The 13,895-nt window shown below is 36.7% G+C and carries 15 protein-coding genes; 5 read left to right on the forward strand and 10 right to left on the reverse strand.

The genetic code is table 11. The features are described 5' to 3' along the window. Positions 1 to 62: 62 nt before the first annotated feature. Together ACTNEP_RS07910 and ACTNEP_RS07915 are read right to left on the reverse strand one after the other, a co-directional pair. Complete coding sequence (locus ACTNEP_RS07910) at positions 63 to 1,400, reverse strand: MATE family efflux transporter (protein ID WP_441161285.1); 1,338 nt, start codon at positions 1,398 to 1,400, stop codon at positions 63 to 65. 206 nt (positions 1,401 to 1,606) lie between these two features. Next, the gene (locus tag ACTNEP_RS07915) at positions 1,607 to 2,425 is read right to left on the reverse strand and encodes a glycosyltransferase family 2 protein (RefSeq protein ID WP_441161287.1); all 819 of its coding nucleotides are present in this window, start codon (positions 2,423 to 2,425) and stop codon (positions 1,607 to 1,609) included. Between the two features lie 320 nt (positions 2,426 to 2,745). Between ACTNEP_RS07915 and ACTNEP_RS07920 the strand changes: the two genes are divergently transcribed. After that, positions 2,746 to 2,970 carry a Fur-regulated basic protein FbpA gene (locus ACTNEP_RS07920; RefSeq protein ID WP_441161288.1) on the forward strand — a complete coding sequence of 75 codons (225 nt, stop codon included), beginning with the start codon at positions 2,746 to 2,748 and terminating at the stop codon, positions 2,968 to 2,970. Between the two features lie 84 nt (positions 2,971 to 3,054). Here the strand turns inward: ACTNEP_RS07920 and ACTNEP_RS07925 are convergent, their stop codons facing one another. Further along, positions 3,055 to 3,381: a MerR family transcriptional regulator gene (locus tag ACTNEP_RS07925; protein ID WP_441161290.1), complete on the reverse strand. Its 327-nt coding sequence runs from the start codon at positions 3,379 to 3,381 to the stop codon at positions 3,055 to 3,057. 179 nt (positions 3,382 to 3,560) lie between these two features. Here ACTNEP_RS07925 and ACTNEP_RS07930 point away from each other — a divergent pair, with 179 nt between their 5' ends. Continuing rightward, positions 3,561 to 3,848 carry a HesB/YadR/YfhF family protein gene (locus tag ACTNEP_RS07930; protein WP_441161291.1) on the forward strand — a complete coding sequence of 96 codons (288 nt, stop codon included), beginning with the start codon at positions 3,561 to 3,563 and terminating at the stop codon, positions 3,846 to 3,848. A gap of 101 nt (positions 3,849 to 3,949) precedes the next feature. Here ACTNEP_RS07930 and ACTNEP_RS07935 read toward each other — a convergent pair whose 3' ends face one another. From ACTNEP_RS07935 to ACTNEP_RS07945, 3 genes are all read right to left on the reverse strand, one after another. Beyond that, positions 3,950 to 5,110, reverse strand: coding sequence for a family 43 glycosylhydrolase (locus ACTNEP_RS07935; protein ID WP_441161292.1), 1,161 nt, complete (start codon positions 5,108 to 5,110; stop codon positions 3,950 to 3,952). A 134-nt stretch (positions 5,111 to 5,244) separates the two neighbouring features. Then, entirely contained in the window at positions 5,245 to 6,414 is a 1,170-nt protein-coding gene (locus ACTNEP_RS07940) for an aminotransferase (protein WP_441161294.1), read from the reverse strand. Continuing rightward, positions 6,411 to 6,908 carry an Lrp/AsnC family transcriptional regulator gene (locus ACTNEP_RS07945; protein WP_441161295.1) on the reverse strand — a complete coding sequence of 166 codons (498 nt, stop codon included), beginning with the start codon at positions 6,906 to 6,908 and terminating at the stop codon, positions 6,411 to 6,413. The genes ACTNEP_RS07940 and ACTNEP_RS07945 overlap by 4 nt, the downstream gene beginning before the upstream one ends. Before the next feature lie 145 nt (positions 6,909 to 7,053). On the opposite strand from ACTNEP_RS07945, the gene ACTNEP_RS07950 reads away from it, so the two are divergent. The 3 genes from ACTNEP_RS07950 (at position 7,054) to ACTNEP_RS07960 (ending at position 8,929) form a co-directional block, all read left to right on the forward strand. Beyond that, entirely contained in the window at positions 7,054 to 7,767 is a 714-nt protein-coding gene (locus tag ACTNEP_RS07950) for a class I SAM-dependent methyltransferase (protein ID WP_441161297.1), read from the forward strand. Then, positions 7,748 to 8,581, forward strand: a complete 834-nt coding sequence (locus tag ACTNEP_RS07955; RefSeq protein ID WP_441161298.1) for a DUF2268 domain-containing putative Zn-dependent protease — start codon at positions 7,748 to 7,750, stop codon at positions 8,579 to 8,581. Before ACTNEP_RS07950 ends, ACTNEP_RS07955 begins: the two co-directional genes overlap by 20 nt. A 99-nt stretch (positions 8,582 to 8,680) precedes the next feature. Further along, complete coding sequence (locus ACTNEP_RS07960) at positions 8,681 to 8,929, forward strand: hypothetical protein (RefSeq protein WP_441161299.1); 249 nt, start codon at positions 8,681 to 8,683, stop codon at positions 8,927 to 8,929. A gap of 132 nt (positions 8,930 to 9,061) precedes the next feature. Here ACTNEP_RS07960 and treR read toward each other — a convergent pair whose 3' ends face one another. The 4 genes from treR to ACTNEP_RS07980 form a co-directional block, all read right to left on the reverse strand. Next, positions 9,062 to 9,778, reverse strand: coding sequence for a trehalose operon repressor (treR, locus tag ACTNEP_RS07965; protein ID WP_441161300.1), 717 nt, complete (start codon positions 9,776 to 9,778; stop codon positions 9,062 to 9,064). A gap of 18 nt (positions 9,779 to 9,796) precedes the next feature. Further along, positions 9,797 to 11,476 carry an alpha,alpha-phosphotrehalase gene (gene treC / locus ACTNEP_RS07970; protein WP_441161301.1) on the reverse strand — a complete coding sequence of 560 codons (1,680 nt, stop codon included), beginning with the start codon at positions 11,474 to 11,476 and terminating at the stop codon, positions 9,797 to 9,799. A 401-nt stretch (positions 11,477 to 11,877) separates the two neighbouring features. Continuing rightward, a complete protein-coding gene (gene treP / locus ACTNEP_RS07975; protein ID WP_441161302.1) occupies positions 11,878 to 13,320 on the reverse strand; it encodes a PTS system trehalose-specific EIIBC component in 1,443 nt (480 codons plus the stop codon). 158 nt (positions 13,321 to 13,478) lie between these two features. Beyond that, positions 13,479 to 13,826 (reverse strand): hypothetical protein, encoded by a 348-nt coding sequence (locus ACTNEP_RS07980; RefSeq protein WP_441161303.1) that lies wholly within the window; start codon positions 13,824 to 13,826, stop codon positions 13,479 to 13,481. Positions 13,827 to 13,895 lie beyond the last annotated feature (69 nt).

The raw sequence follows: 13,895 nt of genomic DNA on the forward strand, positions 1-13,895 counted from the left end.
CACTCCTCCTTCTATAATTAAGCGATTACATAGAAGTCCGTTCTCCTTTCACGGAGAACAACTTACTCAGAAAAGATACGTTTGTCACGCCATTTCCCAAAGCGGTAATATAAAAAGGCGATAATACTACTTATCATAAAGCTTACACCAATTCCATAACCAATACCATCTTCCCCAAATATGTCGGAGAAAAGATAGGCTAAAGGATAGCGAAGCGCCCAAAAGGAAAGCAGATTCAAAACTAACACTTGATACATCGCACCAGACGCCCTCACAATCCCATTAAGGACAAAATTAATTCCTAGAAATGGATAAAAGAAGGCAATTATCATTAAATACTTAGCTCCAAATTGAGCCGCTGCTTCTTCTTGAATAAATAAACGGATCCCAAACTCGGCAAATAAGACAATGAACCCCGCAAATAAAAGCATGATCATCGTATTGTAGAGGACACTATAGGTAGCGATTTTTTTTACGCGCTCCCATTTACCTACCCCAATATTCTGACCAGCCATGCTATTAACTGTTGCACTCAGCGCATGTGCAGGCAATAAAAACAGACTATCTAAACGTTGTGCTGCACTATACCCTGCAACTACAGCTTCTCCATGGGACGTAACTACACTCATTATTGCTGCAGCACCGGCAGAAATAACTGCCATTTGTAAACCAGATGGAATTCCAAGGTTTAAAATCAGCTTCACATCTGACCATAACGGGAGCTTCGGCCATTTTAACGGTATTATCTTTCTGTTTATTATATAAAATATCCCATAAAGAAAGGAGAAGCCTTGTGACAAGATTGTCGCAAGGGCTGCACCTTGTACACCAAGACCAAACACCGATATAAATAATGGATCAAGTACAATATTTAACACAACAGCAACCGCTACAAATAATAAAGGGGTTTTACTGTCACCAACTGCACGTAATGCAGTACTAATAAAGTTATAACCTACTAAAAAGAAAATCCCAATCGCATTAATACGTAAATATATCATTGCTTCTGGTAGCATGGATTCAGGTGTCCCCAACAATAACAAAACAGGTTGAGCGAAAACAAATCCCAATACCCCCATTATGATCGCTAAAGCTGATAAGGTAACAACAAAGGCATTGACATACGTTTGAAGCCCTTCTTCATTCCCTTTTCCTTTTTGCTGGGATAGTACGGTTAACGTAGTATTATTTACTCCAATAATAAAAGATAACACAGTAAAAATAACCGTACCTGATATATTTACTGCTCCTAAGGCATTCGCTCCAATTAGATTTCCGACCCATAGGCTATCAATAAACTGATAAGAGACCTGCAAGAGTTGGGCAAACATAATTGGAGTAGAAAAATAAAACAAATCAGACCATATATTCCCTTTGGTAAAATCGTGTTGTCTTTTCAAGAAAACTCCTCCTATATTCTTAAGAAATCGGGATAAACCCGATCAAATCTCTTTAAAGCACTTGTTGAAAGTTAGTTGGGTTGAAAATCTATCCAGTTCTTTTGGAGCACAGTAGATAACACCAGGCGTTTGCTTGTCCGTATGCCCTCTACTATGTTGGGAAAGAAATCGGTTCAGCTTTCCCTGTATGCTGACAAAACAACTTGCTACCCCTTCTGCGTAAGTCGTGATTGAGGCATCGTTACGCCATCCCAAATTCGATTACTCGGCGCCTCTCTATCCTTGATCTCAGGCTCCTCTAATAATAAATAAAAATTTTTGGTAGGCAAGTGGCCTAATTGATGTTTTTCGCTTAAGCGATCCAAGTAATAACGCATTTTATCAAGTTTCTTTGATTGATTGTCTCCCGAATCGGAAAACTCGTATAAAACACTAGCAATCGGAACTCTTTTAATACGGTGTTTTTCCGCAACACGTAAAAAGAAATCCCAATCCCAATAATTACGTACACTTTCATCAAAGAAGCCAATTTCTTTATGTATCGTTTTTCGATAAATACTACCGGATGGTACATAAGTGGAAAATTTTCGCATTGCATTGACGTCAAAATGATAGGCAAATAACTGATGTTGGATCGGAATTCTTTTCTCATCTGTTTCCTGGTAATTAACAATCTCTACATCAGAATATACCAGATCAGCATCCGCTATATTAGCGACCATCGTTTCTAAATGTATCGGCAATGGTAAATCGTCATCATCCATTAACATAATTAGCTCTCCATTTGCCTGCTCGACTCCTTTGTTTCTAGCATATACGTGATAACAATTTTCAGGTAAATCAATTAGCGTAATAGTTAAATCAGTATATAATGCCACTACATCGTTTATTTTTTCTCCAGCATCGTTAATAATAATCACTTCAAAATCCTGATAGGTTTGATCTACGAGGGCAGCTAGTAATTCCGCAAGTGCCACTTTGCGATTATAGGTTGTAACAATGATTGACACATTTGGTTTAGTCATTTGTAAACTCCTTTTTAAAATAGATGAAAAGTGTGTAAACTTTATTGACATTAGCCATGACAAAGATAAAATAATAGCATATAGTAAAGACATATCCTACTTTAACACGTTTATTTCCTTTACTACTTCCTTAATTATATCTCATTTTTTTATCACAACGAAATTATCCATTTCCTATTATACATTTCAAAGTTGTTACAATTCTGACACAGTTCGAATAAATTGACATGAAACTTTTTTGCATATCATATAACAAAGTTGGCAATACTTTTCTTAAAATGCAAAGGCTTACGACCAAAATAAAATAGGAGGCTAGTCAAATGGCTTTTTTACGGGAAGCAGTTGAAAAACAAAAAGTTTATCTCATTCAACAGCTAATGGCCAATGGAATTGTAGATAAGGATAATCAAGAACTCTACAATAAACCTATTAGCGAAATTGTCAATGATTATGAGAGTTTTTGTCGCGAATTCGAAAAGCAAAATGCCTTAAAATTCACTCGTTATAATCCGAAAAAAAAAGAAGAGAAGCCTGATCTTCATTAGGCTTCTCTTTCTTTTTATATTATCAGAAAGAAATTAGGTTGATAATAGAAGTCTCTATTGCTTGGCGCTAGACCAAGTTTTTCTTTATCTTTCTTTTTGGATACCAAATCGGGCGTTGATTTCACCTCGTAGTAATTGTTTGCGCATTCTTTTTTCCTTCTTTTTCTCTTCTCTGATCATATCTTGCCTGATTTCATACGTTTGAACGCCCTCTTCTCGCTTATTTGCAATGTCAATTAATAATTCTACATCAGCGAATGAATACTTTCGATTTCCCTTAGGTGAACGTTCTGGGAATACTAATTTTCTTTCTTCATAATAACGAATTTGTCGTTCTGATAAACCGGTTAATTCACTGACAACACCTATTGTGATAACTTTTCGCTCTTTATAGGAAGGATTCTCTACCATGCAATACACCACCTAATTTCGTATACGGTTGTAACCTTGACCTTAATAAGAGTATACATTGATACCTTTACGTTGCCTAAACTTTTGTCAGATAATCTAACAGTAAATTATCTGACAAAAGCTACTACTAGCGTGATATCTATATTTTCGATAGTATTATAAGTAAGGAGGATGAGCAAATGGAAATATCCATTACAAAACCTGCAGCAAAATGGTTTATAAGAGAATTAGATTTAAAAGAAGGAGATAGCATCCGGTTCTTAGCTAGATATGGCGGGTTCGGTGGAGTACATAAAGGCTTTTCCTTGGCGTTGGAAAAAGCTGAACCAAACAATCCTGGAGCAGAAGTAACAGAAGAAGGTATTTGCTTCTTTGTCGAAGAATCTGACATTTGGTATTTTGACCAAAAAGACTTTCATATTAAATACTCGAGAAAATATGATGAAATCGAATATGTCATTGCTTAACTAGTACGTTTCTCGGCTTAGCTGAGAAACGTACTAGTTTTATAGGAACGGGTCTTGGTTTTCATTTATCCTACTTTTTTCGACGATTCCAACAAAAGTAATTATTTTATCGTGATTATTGCTTTTGCTTTATGATTGGAAAAATTTAACCGATAACCTGGTTCTCCAAAATAAGGGAAACCGTCATTTGTCCAAAACAAACGTTGAATTCGAGCATGCCGGTTGTGATCATACAATGGGTTATCTGTATTAAACCCTTTATATGGGCGAGCATGATAAATTAGCAGGTCATAACCATCTTCATCCACACAAAAGCTGTTATGCCCTGGTCCATACTCGCTCGTTTTTTCACTAGAAACCATTACCGGATCCTTCTCTTTCGTCCATGAGGTCGGCTCCAATAATTCACTATCTATATCGGCATGTAATAATCCCATTGCATAATTTTCATCGGTAGCACTTGCTGAAAAAGCAATGAATATTTTCTTATCATTCTTAATCACAGCAGGTCCTTCATTAACATCAAATCCAATTGTTTCCCAATCATATTGGGGAGTAGATAATTGTACTTGTTGTTTAATTGTCCATGGATTTACCATTTCGGCTATAAACAAATTAGATATGGTATCATTTTTGACTTTTTGCGCCCATACATAATAACGCTTTCCATTGTGCTCAAAAGTCGTCGCATCCAATGAAAAACTTTGGAATGCTGTATTAATTTGTCCTTTCTCTATCCATTCGCCTTCCAACGGGTTGTCTGCCTCACATTCTAATACATATGGACGAATAGCCCACACATCATCTTTATCTCCTGCCGCAAAATGAAAATACCATTTACCATCCACAAAATGAATCTCTGGTGCCCAAATATGTTCAGACATGATCCCTCTTTCATGCTTCCACCAGATTACTTTCTCCTCGGCTTGTGGTAACTCATCAATTGTTTTAGCTCTTCTTAAGACAATACGGTCATATAACGGGTATGAACCGGTAAAATAGTAGTAACCATCTGTGTGTTTGTATAAATATGGATCTGCTCGTTGCTCAATAAAAGGTTTAGGATAATCTTTATGTTCTATTTCACCTTCCACTACAAGACTTCCTTTATCAGAAAGTTCATTTCTATCAACAGAATCCCATTTCACATTAAATTCTGCAGTGATGTTTTCATGTAGATCTACAAGCACTCGTTCTGGTAATCGAATGTCTTCACCTTTAGCAACCTCGATTTCCACATTATGAATACGCTTAACTTCCATTTATGACATCCTTTCCAGTTTCATTACTCTCTATTATAAACGAGTCAACTTGTACTTACAACTATATAGTTAATTATATTGAATAAATTATCTTATAACTAATAAAAACCAACAGCATATAGTGCTGTTGGTTTTTATATTTTACTATTATGTTTAACAAATCTTTTTATTCGTTTCATAGATTCATCTAATTGTTTAATAGAGGTGGCATAGGAACAGCGAATATATCCTTCTCCACTTTCACCAAAAACATGACCTGGTACAACCGCTACTCTCTCTTCTTCTAATAACTTTTGTGCAAACTCTTCCGAACTATAACCTGTTGCTTTTATTGATGGAAATACATAAAAGGCACCACCAGGTAAATGACATGACAAGCCCATCTCATTTAAAGCCTTCACAACAAAATTCCGACGCTGGCGATAGCTGGTTTTCATTTCTTTTACACTTTCATTTCCATGACGTAATGCTTCTAATGCCCCATGCTGAGCCATTGTAGGAGCACACATTATGGTATATTGGTGTATTTTGGTCATCGCTTGTAAAACAGCTGATGGACCTGCTGCATAACCGAGTCGCCACCCTGTCATGGCAAAAGATTTCGAGAACCCAGATAGCACAATGGTACGCTCTTTCATTCCATCAATCGATGCAATACTCGACGCCGGTTCATCATATGCTAGTTCCGCATAAATCTCATCGGATAGCACCATTAAATCATGTTTTCTTATCACCTCTGCGATCCCAGATAATTCTTCTTTACTTAGTACCGCTCCAGTGGGATTGTTGGGACTGCATAATACAATTGCCTTTGTTCGTGGAGTTACGGACGCTTCGAGTTGTGCTGGAGTAACCTTAAATTCATTATCAGCCGTAGCACTTACGGAAACAGGGACACCACCAGCTAACGAGATAGCTGGGCTATATGATACAAAGCAAGGCTCCACCACAATTACTTCATCTCCAGGATCAACAATTGCTCGTAAAGCTACATCAATCGCTTGACTTGCACCTACTGTTACTAAAATTTGATCCTCTGGATTATAGCAGATAGAAAATGTTTCCTGTAGATATTTACTGATCTCTTCTCTTAACTCAAGCAAACCCGCATTGGCTGTATATGCGGTATATCCTTGCTCCAGCGAATGATAACTTGCTTCTATTACATTCCATGGTGTCACAAAGTCAGGCTCACCAACCCCTAGAGAGATAACATTATCCATTTGAGACGCAAGATCAAAAAATTTACGAATACCAGATGGCTGTAACTCTTTTACATGTTTAGCTAAATATGATCTACTCATGGCGTCACCATGATTCGTTTGTCATCATCGTCACCTTCATCAAATATAATGCCATCATGCTTATATTTTTTCAGAATAAAATGAGTAGTAGTAGAGAGCACCGTATCCAACGTAGATAATTTATCCGATACAAAACGGCTTACTTCCATCATTGTTTTCCCTTCGACAGAAACACTTAAATCATATGACCCTGACATTAAATAAACAGCCTTCACCTCTGGAAATCGATAAATTCTCGATGCAATTTTATCGAACCCAACACCTCTAACTGGTGTAACCTTTACATCTATTAAAGCCGCCACTCCTTCATATTCATAGACACTAGACCAATCTACTAGAGTAGAATATCCTAGAATAGCGTGCTCTTTTTCTAATTTTTGAATCATTTCCTCCACTTCAACAGGAGGTACATCTAGCATTTTACTAATAGTATCAATATCCATACGTCCGTTTTTTTCTAACAATTTCAATAATTCAATCTCTTTTTGTTCCAACCCATTCACCTTCTTTACCTGATGTGTATACACTATATACAACTGTTATATATTCTAACTAATATTTAATCATACTACAATTAGCCTTAAATATAAACCTTCACAAAATGAAAACTTCAAATCTCTGGAAGGAATGTTCATTCATATGATGAGTTACCAAGAGCTGATAGCAAAACTCGGTCTAGCTTATACACATCCTGGTGGAAAAGAAGCAACAGACATATGGTTAAAACAAATACCAAAAGAGGTCCATCATATCCTCGAGGTTGGATGCGGAACAGGCGAAACACTCCGACAATTACGTCAACAAACAAATGCATTTTTATATGGAATCGACAGATCTGCCAACATGGTAACAATTACTAAGGAAAAAACGAAGAACCTTGACAAGCTAGAGATCATGGAACAAAAAATAGAAGATCTGCTATTTACTCGTCATTTCTTTGATGTGATTATTTCCGAATCTGTTTTAGCTTTTACCACTATCGAAGACAGCCTGCCAACACTGACAAACTTGCTCAAACCAAACGGACAATTAATACTCTTAGAGATGGTAAAATCAACTAATTTACCAGATAGGGATGTCGAAAAAATTAAAGCATTTTATCAGTTACCTCAATTATTAACAAAAGAGGAATGGTTAAAGCAGTTGTTAGACCATCAATATGAAACCGTATATGTGGAAAAAGTCGAAAAAACGGCGAAAACACCCATTACATTATCTCAAAATATGACGAATGATATGCTTCAAACGTTAAGTGAACATCACTATTTAAATATTGTCTACGCTGAAGATCTTCATACTTATCTGTTTATAGCAAAGAAGCGAGGGGAAAAACATGACGATACACTCTACTGATAAGTGGCTAAAAAGCTTCATTGCTGAAAAAAAGGATAAAAGTCGAAGAAAGCAGCACCTCTTACATCAATCAATTATTTGTGAACCGTTGACCACTTTTTTTGAAGAGGTCCCAGCGGAAATAATTCAAGATCACTTATTACGGCATGGGCTTTTCTCACCATTTTTAAATGAAGATGAGGGAGAGGAATGGTTAGAACAAAACTTTTTTGCTAAAGTAAGCTTTATTTATAAAAAATGTAAAACTTCATGGAACGGACCTGAGCCAGATATTTTTATTTTTCCTTCTAACGAAGAAAGTAGAGAGCTTAAGGATTGGTATAACAGTAATGCAGGTTTAAGTTATCCAGACAAGCTTTTCTTATTCTTAAATAAAAAGGCAACAAATCAAGAAATAGTGGCTTTATTTCTACATGAATACAGTCATATTTGCAGATTACATCATTTTCAGAAGCAAGAAATGGAGTACACGTTGTTAGACGCTATTATGTTAGAAGGTATTGCTGAATGGATTGTGCGAAAAAAGGTAGGAGATCCATATGGAAATAAAAGAATAAAAAAAGTATCAGATAGTTATTTGCTAAAATTATGGAAAAAGTGGCTTGTCCCTAATCAACAATTGAAAAGAAATCATCCTAAGCACGACATGATTATGTATGGACTGAATGGTGCTCCTAAAAATATTGGCTATATTATTGGCTACAATATTATTTACCGTTATATGATGAAACAAAATGGCTCGATAACTACATTATTAACTACTCCAAACGAGGAAATAGTAAAAAAAGTTGACATTTTGACGGATAATAATTAAGGCGAATGCCGACGAACAAGTGACCACAATATTATTTCCTTCCAGCATACTCTATTAGTAGTTATCCGAACTGCTATGTATCGAGGAAGGAGGTTAATAATGTCACATTATGATTTTTGCCGACAAAACGTAGGACGTCCCGTGAAAATTGTTACCCATGACGGGATCATACACAGAGGAATAATTAAAGGAGTCAATCATTCTAAGGTATTTATAGATCCACTTGATGCAAGGCGAGGAATTGGCGGATATGGGTATGGCTACTTTGGGTATGGCAGGGGGCTAGGCCTTGGTATTGCTCTTGGCGCTATCGCAACAATTGCATTTTTACCATTTTTCTTTTGGTAGAGGGCGATATTATTGATATGCTATATTCATTACCACTTTTAAATAAATAGTATGCAGCAACTGGAATATATTCTCCACAAAGAGTCCTTTCTATTCCAGTTGCCTCCATCATTGGATATTTTACTAATTTATTTAATGATTACGTCTAGCAAAGTCTACAAAACGAAATTTATCCGGTCTGTGCCTTGATTCGGTATATTGAAATAGACTAGCATCATCTAAATAGACATAGTTTTTAATAACCACAATATTGTGAAAGCCCTCGAGATCTAATAACTGCTTATCTTCTTCTGTTGGTTCTTCCACGACAATTTCTTTTTTAGCAAAACTAATGACAAGTCCTAACACGTCTTCTATATAGGCGTAAATCGACTGTTTGGCAATCTCTTCCGTCATATACGGAATATATTTTTCCACCAAATAATCTTTATCTAATATAATACTCTGACCAGAGAATTCACGGGAACGAATGACTTCCCACAACTGATGCTTATTTCCCTTTAGTTTTAGTTGATCTTTAAGATACGGAGTGGCTTTAATCAGTTGACATTGATGTACCGTTGTATTTGGTTTCTCTCCCATTTTGTTCGCTAACTCTTTAAAGCTGACAAGCCCTGAAACAGGGAAATCGAATTTATTGCGATCAATTACCATCGAACCTTTTCCTCTTATTTTTTGGATATAGCCATTTTGTGCTAACAGATTCAATGCTTTTCTTATCGTTTCCCTAGACGTTTTGTACGTATCTGTCAGTTCATTTTCAGAGGGCAAAAAATGATTTGCTTTAAATTTCCCTTGTTCAATCTGTTGAACCATTTCTTGATATATAACTAAATATTTATTTCGCATTCTAAATTCCCTCATCTATTACGTAATATAATAAACAAATGATTCATAAGGACGAAGGGTTATTTTCTCCAACTGATTTGGCGGCTCTGCATAATTAGACAAAATAACCTCTCCACCTTGAAATTTTTCCTTTACTTCAGCTGGTAAGTCTAACTTCACTTCATCAGCGTAAAAATTATTTACAACTAGCATGCTCTCTTGATCATTTTCTCTTAGATATGCGAAAATAGCAAGGTCATCAGGTAAAATTAGTCGATACCTACCGTCTGTGATTACCTGATATTTTTTTCTCATTTGAATCAACGTTTGATAATGGTAGAAAATGGATTTTTTATCGCCTACGGCTTGTTCAGCATTAATTTCTTTAAAATTATCCGGTAAATCTATCCAGGGTGTCCCTTCTGTAAACCCGGCATTTTCCTTAGCATTCCATTGTACCGGCGTCCGGGAATTATCACGTGATTTTTCCTTCAGAATGTCCAGAATCTCTTTCTCCGACATTCCTTCTTCTTTTTTCATCTTATACATATTAATCGACTCTACATCTCGATATTGATCGATACTGTCAAAACCGGGGTTTGTCATACCGAACTCTTCGCCTTGGTAAATATAAGGAGTCCCCTGCATTAAATGAATGGTAGTAGCTAGCATTTTGGCAGATTCATTATGATAATGTTGATCATCACCGAATCTTGACACAATTCTTGGCTGATCATGGTTACACCAGAACAATGCATTCCAGCCTCCACCTTGTTGCATGTCTATCTGCCATTTGGAAAGGATTTGCTTTAACTCTAAAAAATCAAACGGCGCTTTGGTCCATTTTTCGCCATTTGGATAATCTACTTTTAAGTGATGGAAATTGAATGTCATATCCAATTCTTCATTTTTTGGGTTACTATATTGAATACAATCATTGATCGTTGTAGAGGACATTTCACCAACCGTCATTGTTTCACGTTTTTGAAAAACCTGCTTATTCATTTCATGTAAATATTCATGTACTCTTGGCCCATCTGTATAAAACTTTCTTCCGTCTCCTGGCGGTACGCTGCCATCATCATCCGGGAAACGTTGATCCTTTGAAATTAAATTAATGACATCTAAGCGAAATCCGTCTACCCCTTTATCCAGCCAAAAGTTCATCATTTGATAAACATCGTCTCGCACTTCTTCATTTTCCCAGTTTAAGTCTGCCTGGGTAACATCAAACAAGTGCAAATAGTACTCTTCCGTTCCTTCATCAAACTCCCATGCAGAACCACCAAATTTCGATTGCCAATTAGTGGGTGGAGTACCTACTTTGCCTTCTTTCCAAATGTAATAATCTCGAAATCGATTATCTTTAGAACGTCTCGCTTCTTTAAACCATTGATGCTCTGTCGATGTATGATTCACGACAATATCCATAATAATTTTCAATTCACGGTGGTGTGCTTCATCTAATAGCTTTTCAAAGTCCTGCATTGTTCCATATTCTGGATGAATGGAATAGTAGTCAGATATATCGTATCCATTGTCTTTTTGCGGTGAAGCATAAATAGGTGTCAGCCAAATAACATCGACACCTAACTTCTTTAAGTAATCTAATTTTTCAATAATGCCTTGAATATCACCTACACCATTTCCCGTTGTGTCATTGAAACTTTTCGGATAAATCTGATAAACAACAGATTTTTGCCACCATTTCTCGTCCATTTATTAAACCCTCCTGCTGCTCTGTGATGAATAATACTTTCTTTATTCCATTGTTAAAGAGAAACCGTGAAATAACGGTCATTTTCCAAAGCATTGTAAAAATTTGCTCGGATATGCTTCAGCAAGATACTTCGCTCTCCATGGATATGACTTCAGCTAACTTGGTCAAGAAGATCACTTTACCAGTGGATCTTCGGCTCATGCTCTTTCAAAGAGTAGGACAATCAAGTGTCAGCCATAGTCACAGGATATGACCGTAACTAGCCGAACCACAGGAGTCGGCGTATCTTGCCTACGCGTTATCATTTTCTGTTGATAGAATACGAAATTCACTCTCCATTCCCGAAGAATGTGAGAGCTAGTCTTTGTCTGAAATAGCGCCTAGTTGATCTTTTTGTATATTATGGTGTAGTTTTTCCTAGGCGATTGTAAGCATCTTTGCCCATTTTTGTTCTGGCTAGGATTACCGTTAAAACAAATGGCACGATAATCGCTACTAGCATCGCCACCGCGAACATGAGCATATGTGGTACTTGAATAGATAAAATCCCCGGTATACCACCAACACCAATGGAATTCGCCATAACACCAGATCCGACAGATATCACTGCCGCAACTGCAGAACCGGTCATACCTGCAATGAACGGGAATAAATAACGCAAGTTAATACCAAACAATGCTGGTTCGGTTACACCTAGATAACAGGAAATAGCCGCCGGCACAGAAACTTGTTGCTCCTTCTTATCTTTACGATTTAGATAAATCATGGCAACTACAGCTGATCCTTGCGCAATATTCGATAATGCAATCATCGGCCACAGATTTGTTCCATTAAACTCACTCATTAGTTGCAGGTCAATCGCATTCGTCATATGGTGTAAACCAGTGATTACTAAAGGTGCGTATGCAAAACCAAACACAGCAGCAAATAACCAACCAAATGCTGAAGTTAAACCACTATATACAACATTGGAGATCCAAGAGCCAATTTCCCATCCGATTGGACCTAAAACGACATGTGCTACAATAACAGCTGGAATTAAAGCAAAGAACGGTACAAAAATCATCGATACTACTTGCGGAATGACTTTGCGTAACCATATTTCTAAATAGGCTAATACGAAACCAGCTAAAATTGCTGGAATAACCTGTGCTTGATAACCAATCATCTCAAACTGCGCAAAACCAAAGTCCCATACCGGAATTTCTTGCGCCTCTGCAACTCCATACGCGTTCAGCAGTTGTGGAGATACTAACGTAATACCTAATACAATCCCGAGTACCTGTGTTGTGCCCATTTTTCTTGAAATGGACCATGTGATAGCTACCGGTAAGAAGTGGAATATTGCTTCACCAATTAACCATAAGAAGTCATATAAACCGGTCCAAAACTGAGAAGACTCTGCTAACGTCTGTGTGCCGTTATTCACCATTTCAATATCCCCGATAACATTTCTAAAACCTAAGATAAGACCACCAACAACTAATGCAGGGATAATTGGTGTAAAGATATCAGCCAAGTGTGATACCAATCGTTGCACCATATTCATATTTTGTTTTGCTGCTTCTTTTGCATCTTCTTTGGAAGTATCTCCTACTCCCGCTATTTTCGTGAACTCATTATAAAAAGAAGCTACTTCATTTCCAATAATAACTTGAAATTGTCCTGCCTGTGTAAAAGTTCCTTTAACTATATCAATATCTTCAATAGCCTCAACATCCGCTTTTTCAGGATCATTTAATACAAATCGCATTCTCGTCGCACAATGTGTAACGACGGAAATATTTTCACTACCGCCAACTTTATCCAACAACTCTTTTGCAGGATCTGTAAACTTACTCACTATTTTTCCTCCTCGATGAAAAGATTCTTGTATATACAAGTGATTACGTTTTCATCTTATCTTGTATATACAAGTTTGTCAACAAAAAAATATACGTTAAAAGCTAATTTCAAAAATAAATAGAAGCAAAGACCATCATAGCCTTTGCTTTTTATAGCTTATCCTTCAAATGCATTTTTATCCACGTGGCCATCATTGTCCATAATGATTTTTAATGCATCTGGGTAATCATCTTCTGCTACTTCACATTCAACTGTATATTCTCTAGGATCATCATTTCCTTCTACATCTTGCGTTATAAAGCCTGGTACGATACTGCCCCCACCACCAGCACCCATACCTGTAGAATAATTACCTGAGAACGTTATTGGCGCAAGTAATATAGTTCTATCTGTGTCTTGTAATCGATCAACACGAATATCATTCGTTTTCAGTTTATTCAGTTCAGCTCTTACAGTTTCCGCATCATCTTCCGTCTTGAAAAACGCTTGTATTGACTTATACATCATTATCCTCCTTTTCACTTTAATTTATATATAGCTGTTTTTAATGTACCCGTTTCCATCAATATTAAA

It is taken from the genome of Gracilibacillus sp. HCP3S3_G5_2, from assembly GCF_052063305.1.
Lineage (GTDB): Bacteria > Bacillota > Bacilli > Bacillales > Amphibacillaceae > Gracilibacillus.